Annotated in this window: 5 protein-coding genes; 4 read left to right on the top strand and 1 reads right to left on the bottom strand. The window is 68.8% G+C overall.

Features of this window, described 5'->3' with window-relative positions:
- The first annotated feature begins 5 nt into the window (after positions 1-5).
- The 4 genes from dapB to V7026_RS10890 all read left to right on the top strand — a co-directional run bounded on the left by dapB (position 6) and on the right by V7026_RS10890 (position 4,955).
- Positions 6-821 (top strand): 4-hydroxy-tetrahydrodipicolinate reductase, encoded by an 816-nt coding sequence (gene dapB / locus V7026_RS10905; RefSeq protein WP_334155404.1) that lies wholly within the window; start codon positions 6-8, stop codon positions 819-821.
- Between the two features lie 50 nt (positions 822-871).
- A complete protein-coding gene (locus tag V7026_RS10900; protein WP_334155403.1) occupies positions 872-1,591 on the top strand; it encodes a dienelactone hydrolase family protein in 720 nt (239 codons plus the stop codon).
- 113 nt (positions 1,592-1,704) lie between these two features.
- A complete protein-coding gene (gene leuS / locus V7026_RS10895) occupies positions 1,705-4,407 on the top strand; it encodes a leucine--tRNA ligase (protein ID WP_334155402.1) in 2,703 nt (900 codons plus the stop codon).
- A 2-nt stretch (positions 4,408-4,409) separates the two neighbouring features.
- A complete protein-coding gene (locus tag V7026_RS10890; protein WP_334155401.1) occupies positions 4,410-4,955 on the top strand; it encodes an LPS-assembly lipoprotein LptE in 546 nt (181 codons plus the stop codon).
- Positions 4,956-5,197: 242 nt separating this feature from the next.
- Here the strand turns inward: V7026_RS10890 and tnpA are convergent.
- Positions 5,198-5,521: IS200/IS605 family transposase (gene tnpA / locus V7026_RS10885; RefSeq protein WP_334155400.1), on the bottom strand; the 324-nt coding region annotated here is incomplete at its 5' end.

The raw sequence follows: 5,521 nt of genomic DNA, 5'->3' as shown, positions 1-5,521 counted from the left end.
CTGCCATGACCGTTTCCACCCCCCACCGCGTTGCCATTGCTGGTGCCAGCGGCCGCATGGGCCGCATGCTGATCGAGGCCGTGCAAGCCGCCGACGACTGCGTGCTGTCTGCCGCACTCGACCGTTCCGACAGTCCCGCTCTGGGGCAAGACGCGGCCGCCTTTTTGGGGCAACCTGCGGGCGTGGCCATCGGGGCCGACGTGGATGCTGCCGTGGCCGCCAGCGATGTGTTGATCGACTTCACCCGCCCCGAGGGCACCCTGGCCCACCTGGCCGCGTGCGTGCGCCACGGCACGGCCATGGTCATCGGCACCACCGGGTTTACCGAGGCGCAAAAGGCCGCCATCGCCGAGGCCTCGCAGCGCATCCCCATCGTGCTGGCGCCCAACATGAGTGTCGGCGTCAACGTCACGTTCAAGCTGCTGGAGATGGCAGCGCGCGCCCTGGCCACCGGATACGACATCGAAATTGTCGAGGCCCACCACCGCCACAAGGTGGACGCCCCCAGCGGCACGGCCCTGAAGATGGGTGAAGTCATCGCCCAGGCCCTGGGGCGGGACCTCAAGGACTGTGCCGTCTACGAGCGCCATGGCCACACCGGCGAGCGCGACCCGTCCACCATTGGTTTTTCCACCGTGCGCGGCGGCGACGTGGTCGGCGACCACACTGTCCTGTTCCTTGGCAGCGGCGAGCGCATCGAGATCACGCACAAGTCCAGCAGCCGCGCCACTTACGCGCAGGGCAGCCTGCGCGCGGTGCGCTTCCTGGCCGGCCGCTCCAGCGGCCTGTACGACATGTTCGACGTGCTCGGGCTGCGCTGACGGTGGACGTGAGCCGGCTCGGGCCAACCCGTGACGAGGAGGCAAGCACGATGACGATCCAGACCCGCACCATCGAATACACGCACGGCGGCGTCACCTTCGAGGGGATGCTGGCGTGGGACGATGCCTACAGTGCGCCGCGCCCGGCGGTGGCCGTGGCGCACGCCTGGGCCGGGCGCGGCCCGTTCGAGGACGGCAAAGCGCGCGCGCTGGCCGGGCTCGGCTACGTCGGCTTTGCGATGGACGTCTACGGCCAAGGCAAACGGGGGCGCAGCAAAGAGGAAAACGCCGCGCTGATGACCCCGCTGGTGCAGGATCGGCCCCTGCTGCAGGCGCGCTTGGGCGCGGCGCTGCAGACGCTGGCCGCCCAGCCGGAGGTGGACCGCGAGCGGCTGGCGGCGATCGGCTTTTGCTTCGGGGGGCTGAGCGTGCTGGACATGGCGCGCTGCGGCCTGCCGCTGCGCGGCGTGGTCAGCTTTCACGGTCTGTTCACGCCGCCCGGCAACACGGCGGGTCGGCGCATCACCGCCAAGGTGCTGGCGCTGCACGGCTGGGACGACCCGATGGCCACGCCCGAAGCGGTGCTGGCGTTCGCCAAGGAAATGACCGAGGCCGGCGCCGACTGGCAGCTGCACGCCTACGGCGGCACGATGCACGCCTTCACCAACCCGGAGGCCAACGATCCCGGCTTCGGCACGGTCTACAGCGCCCGGGCCGACGCGCGCTCGTGGGTGGCGATGTGCGAGTTCCTGGCCGAGGCGCTGGGCTGATCCGCCCGCCGGGGCGCCATCGATACAATCCTTGACGATCCTCGCCTGCGGCCCGGCCGCGGCCGCCCCGTGCAGCGGGGGCGGCGCGGCCGGACGCGTTGATGCCGTCCGCCATGCAAGACACCTACTCCCCCCGCGACGTCGAGGCCGCCGCCCAGGCCCACTGGGCCGCGCGCGACGCCTACCGCGTCACCGAAGACGCGACCAAGCCCAAGTTCTACGCCTGCTCCATGCTGCCCTACCCCAGCGGCAAGCTGCACATGGGCCATGTGCGCAACTACACCATCAACGACATGATGGCGCGCCAGCTGCGCATGAAGGGCTGGAACGTCCTCATGCCGATGGGCTGGGATGCCTTCGGCCTGCCGGCCGAGAACGCCGCGATCAAGAACGGCGTACCGCCGGCCCGCTGGACCTACGACAACATTGCTTACATGAAGCGGCAGATGCAGGCCATGGGCTTGGCCATCGACTGGAGCCGCGAGATCGCCACCTGCAGCCCCGACTACTACAAGTGGAACCAGTGGCTGTTCCTGAAAATGCTGGAAAAGGGCATCGCCTACCGCAAGACACAGGTGGTCAACTGGGACCCGGTGGACCAGACCGTGCTGGCCAACGAGCAGGTGATCGACGGGCGCGGCTGGCGCACCGGCGCGCTGGTGGAAAAGCGCGAGATCCCCGGCTACTACCTGGCGATCACCCAGTACGCGCAGGAGCTGCTGTCGGCGGTGGCCAGCCCGGACGCCCCGAACTTCCTGGCTGGCTGGCCCGAGCGTGTGCGGCTGATGCAGGAAAACTGGATCGGCAAGAGCGAGGGTGTGCGCTTTGCCTTCCCGCATGACATCCGCGACGAGCGCGGGGGGCTGATCCAGGACGGGCGGCTGTGGGTGTTCACCACCCGCGCCGACACCATCATGGGCGTGACCTTCTGCGCCGTGGCGCCGGAGCACCCGCTGGCGGCGCACGCGGCGCGCGGCCATCCCGAGCTGGCCGCGTTCATCGAGCGCTGCAAGCTCGGCGGCACCACCGAGGCCGAGCTGGCGCTCAAAGAAAAGGAGGGCATGCCGACCGGCCTGACCCTGACGCATCCGCTGACCGGCGAGGCGGTGCCGGTGTGGGTCGGCAACTACGTGCTGATGGGCTACGGCGACGGCGCGGTGATGGGCGTGCCGGCGCACGACGAGCGCGACTTCGCGTTTGCGAAGAAGTATGGCCTGCCGATCAAGCCGGTCATCGCGGTGGAGGGGCAGACGTTCTCGCCCGATGCCTGGGCCGAGTGGTACGCCGACAAGCAGCGCGGCCGCTGTGTCGACTCCGGGCCGCTGGACGGCCTGCCGTACCCGGCCGCCGTAGACAAGGTGGCCGAGCTGCTGGCCGCCAAGGGGCTCGGCGAGAAAAAAGTCACCTGGCGCTTGCGTGACTGGGGCATCAGTCGTCAGCGCTACTGGGGCACGCCGATCCCGATCATCCACTGCGACGACTGCGGCCCGGTGCCGGTGCCGTACGAAGACCTGCCGGTGGTGCTGCCGCAAGACCTGATCCCCGACGGCAGCGGCAACCCGCTGGCCAAGTGCGAGGCGTTCCTGAAGGTCGATTGCCCCCGCTGCGGCAAGCCCGCGCGGCGCGAGACCGACACCATGGACACCTTCGTCGATTCGTCCTGGTACTTCATGCGCTACTGTGACCCGGCCAACGCCGATGCGATGGTAGCCGATGGGACCCGCTACTGGATGCCGATGGACCAATACATCGGCGGCATCGAGCACGCCATCCTGCACCTGCTGTACGCGCGCTTCTGGACCAAGGTGATGCGCGATCTGGGGCTGGTGCAGGTGGACGAGCCGTTCCAGCGCCTGCTCACGCAGGGCATGGTGCTCAACCACATCTACAGCCGGCGCACCGCCAAGGGGGCCAAGGAGTACTTCTGGCCGCACGATGTCGAACATGTGCTGGATGAGGGCGGCAAGATCGTCGGCGCGCGCCTCAAGCGCGACGTGCCCAGCGCCGATGGCGTGCTGCCGGCCGGCACGCCGATCGACTACGAGGGCGTGGGCACGATGTCCAAGTCCAAGAACAACGGCGTCGATCCGCAGGACCTGATCGAGAAGTACGGTGCCGATACTGCGCGCCTGTACACCATGTTCACCGCGCCGCCGGAAGCGACGCTGGAGTGGAACGACGCCGCGGTCGAGGGCAGCTACCGCTTCCTCAAGCGCGTCTGGACGTTTGGCCAGCGGCTCGCGCAAGCCGATTGGGCTGGGGCGACACAGGCTGCGCAGGGTGCGGCATCGCTGGCCGATGTGGCCTATGGCAAGCGCGCCAAGGCGCTGCGCCACGAGATCCACACCGTGCTCAAACAGGTGGACTATGACTATCAGCGTATGCAGTACAACACCGTGGTGTCGGGCTGCATGAAGATGCTCAATGCGCTGGAGGCGTTCGACCCGGCAGACGAGCCCGGCGGCGGTGTGGCGCTGATCGAGGGCTTTGGCATTCTGCTGCGCTGCCTGTACCCGGCCACGCCGCACCTGACGCACGCCCTGTGGCAGTCGCTGGGCTATGCCGGCACGCTGGGCGACCTGCTGGATGCACCGTGGCCGCAGGTGGACGAGGCGGCGCTGCGCCGCGACGAGGTGGAGTTGGTGCTGCAGATCAACGGCAAGCTGCGTGGCAGCCTGACCGTGCCGGCGGAAGCCGACCGCGCGGCCATTGAGGCGGCAGCGCTGGCCTCGCCAGAATTTGCCCGATTCAGCGACGGTCAGCCCGCCCGCAAAGTGGTGGTGGTGCCGGGCCGTCTGGTCAACGTGGTGGTCTGAGCGTGACGACGCGGCGTGCCTGGATGCGCGGGCTGGCGGTCGGGGCCTTGGCGGTCACGGCCCTGGCGGGCTGCGGCTTCCAGCTGCGGGGTACGGGCCTGCGCTTTGCATTCCGCACGCTGCGGCTACAGGCAGCGGCCGACACCGATGTCATCGACAGCCTGCGCGCCCAGCTCCAGGCGGCCGGTGTGGCCGTGCTCGGGGCATCCCAGCCCGCATCACCGGCCGTGGCTGGCGTCACGCCCATGGCGGCCGACGTGATCCTGCAGGTGCTGCAGGACCAGCGCGAGCGCGTGGTGGTCAGCACCACGGCCGCCGGTCAGGTGCGCGAGCTGGCGCTGCGGCGGCGCTTTCGCTTTGTGCTACGCACGCCGGCCGGGCGCGAGCTGATCCCGCCCACCGAGCTGCTGCAAGAGCGCGAGCTGAGTTTCTCCGAGACGGTGGTGCTGGGCAAGGAGGCCGAAGAGGCGCTGCTGTTCGACGACATGCGCGCGGCCGTCGTGCGCCAGCTGCTGGTGCGGTTGGCGGCCGTGGCGTCGCTGAACTGAGGGCGACCCGGATATCTGGCCAAGTCCGTCCAGGACCGGTCAGGCCGCCATGTGATTTCCGCCCCCTGCAGCCCGTCGGCGGTCTCCCAGACGAGGCCGACTTCCAGCCCGGTGCTGTCGCGCCAGAAGAACAGCGGCGTGGACCGGCCGCAGTGGGCGAACGCCTTGACCTGGTGCGCGGCAAGCCTCGGCCTTCAGGCCGGGGAAGGATAGCGCGAACGCCGTAGGCGTCCTTTGGGCGGTCAGTGTGGCGTCTGCTGCTGTTCGATGTACTGGCGGATGATCTCGATGGGTGCACCGCCGCAACTGCCAGCGAAGTAGGACGGCGACCACAGGGCACCGCCCCACAGCTTCTTGCGGATGCTCGGGTAGTTCTTTTTGCGGATCATGCGGCTGGACACGCCCTTCAGGCTGTTCACCAGCGCCGAGACGGCGACCTTGGGCGGGTAGTTCACCAGCAGGTGGACGTGATCGTCCTCACCGTCGAACTCCACCAGTTCCGCCTCGAAGTCGGCGCAGACGCTGGAGAAGATGTTACGCAGGTCGTCGAGGATTTCCTTGGTAAA

It is taken from the genome of Tepidimonas sp., assembly GCF_036825565.1.
In the GTDB taxonomy this organism is placed as follows: domain Bacteria; phylum Pseudomonadota; class Gammaproteobacteria; order Burkholderiales; family Burkholderiaceae_C; genus Tepidimonas.
Note: the sequence above shows the minus strand (reverse complement) of the source record. Positions and strands in the feature narration are given on the sequence as shown.

What these genes read in the sequence shown, in the direction of transcription:
- dapB (WP_334155404.1), top strand. Translation starts at nt 6, where the DNA reads ATGACCGTTTCCACCCCCCACCGCGTTGCCATTGCTGGTGCCAGCGGC.
- V7026_RS10900 (WP_334155403.1), top strand. Translation starts at nt 872, where the DNA reads ATGACGATCCAGACCCGCACCATCGAATACACGCACGGCGGCGTCACC.
- leuS (WP_334155402.1), top strand. Translation starts at nt 1,705, where the DNA reads ATGCAAGACACCTACTCCCCCCGCGACGTCGAGGCCGCCGCCCAGGCC.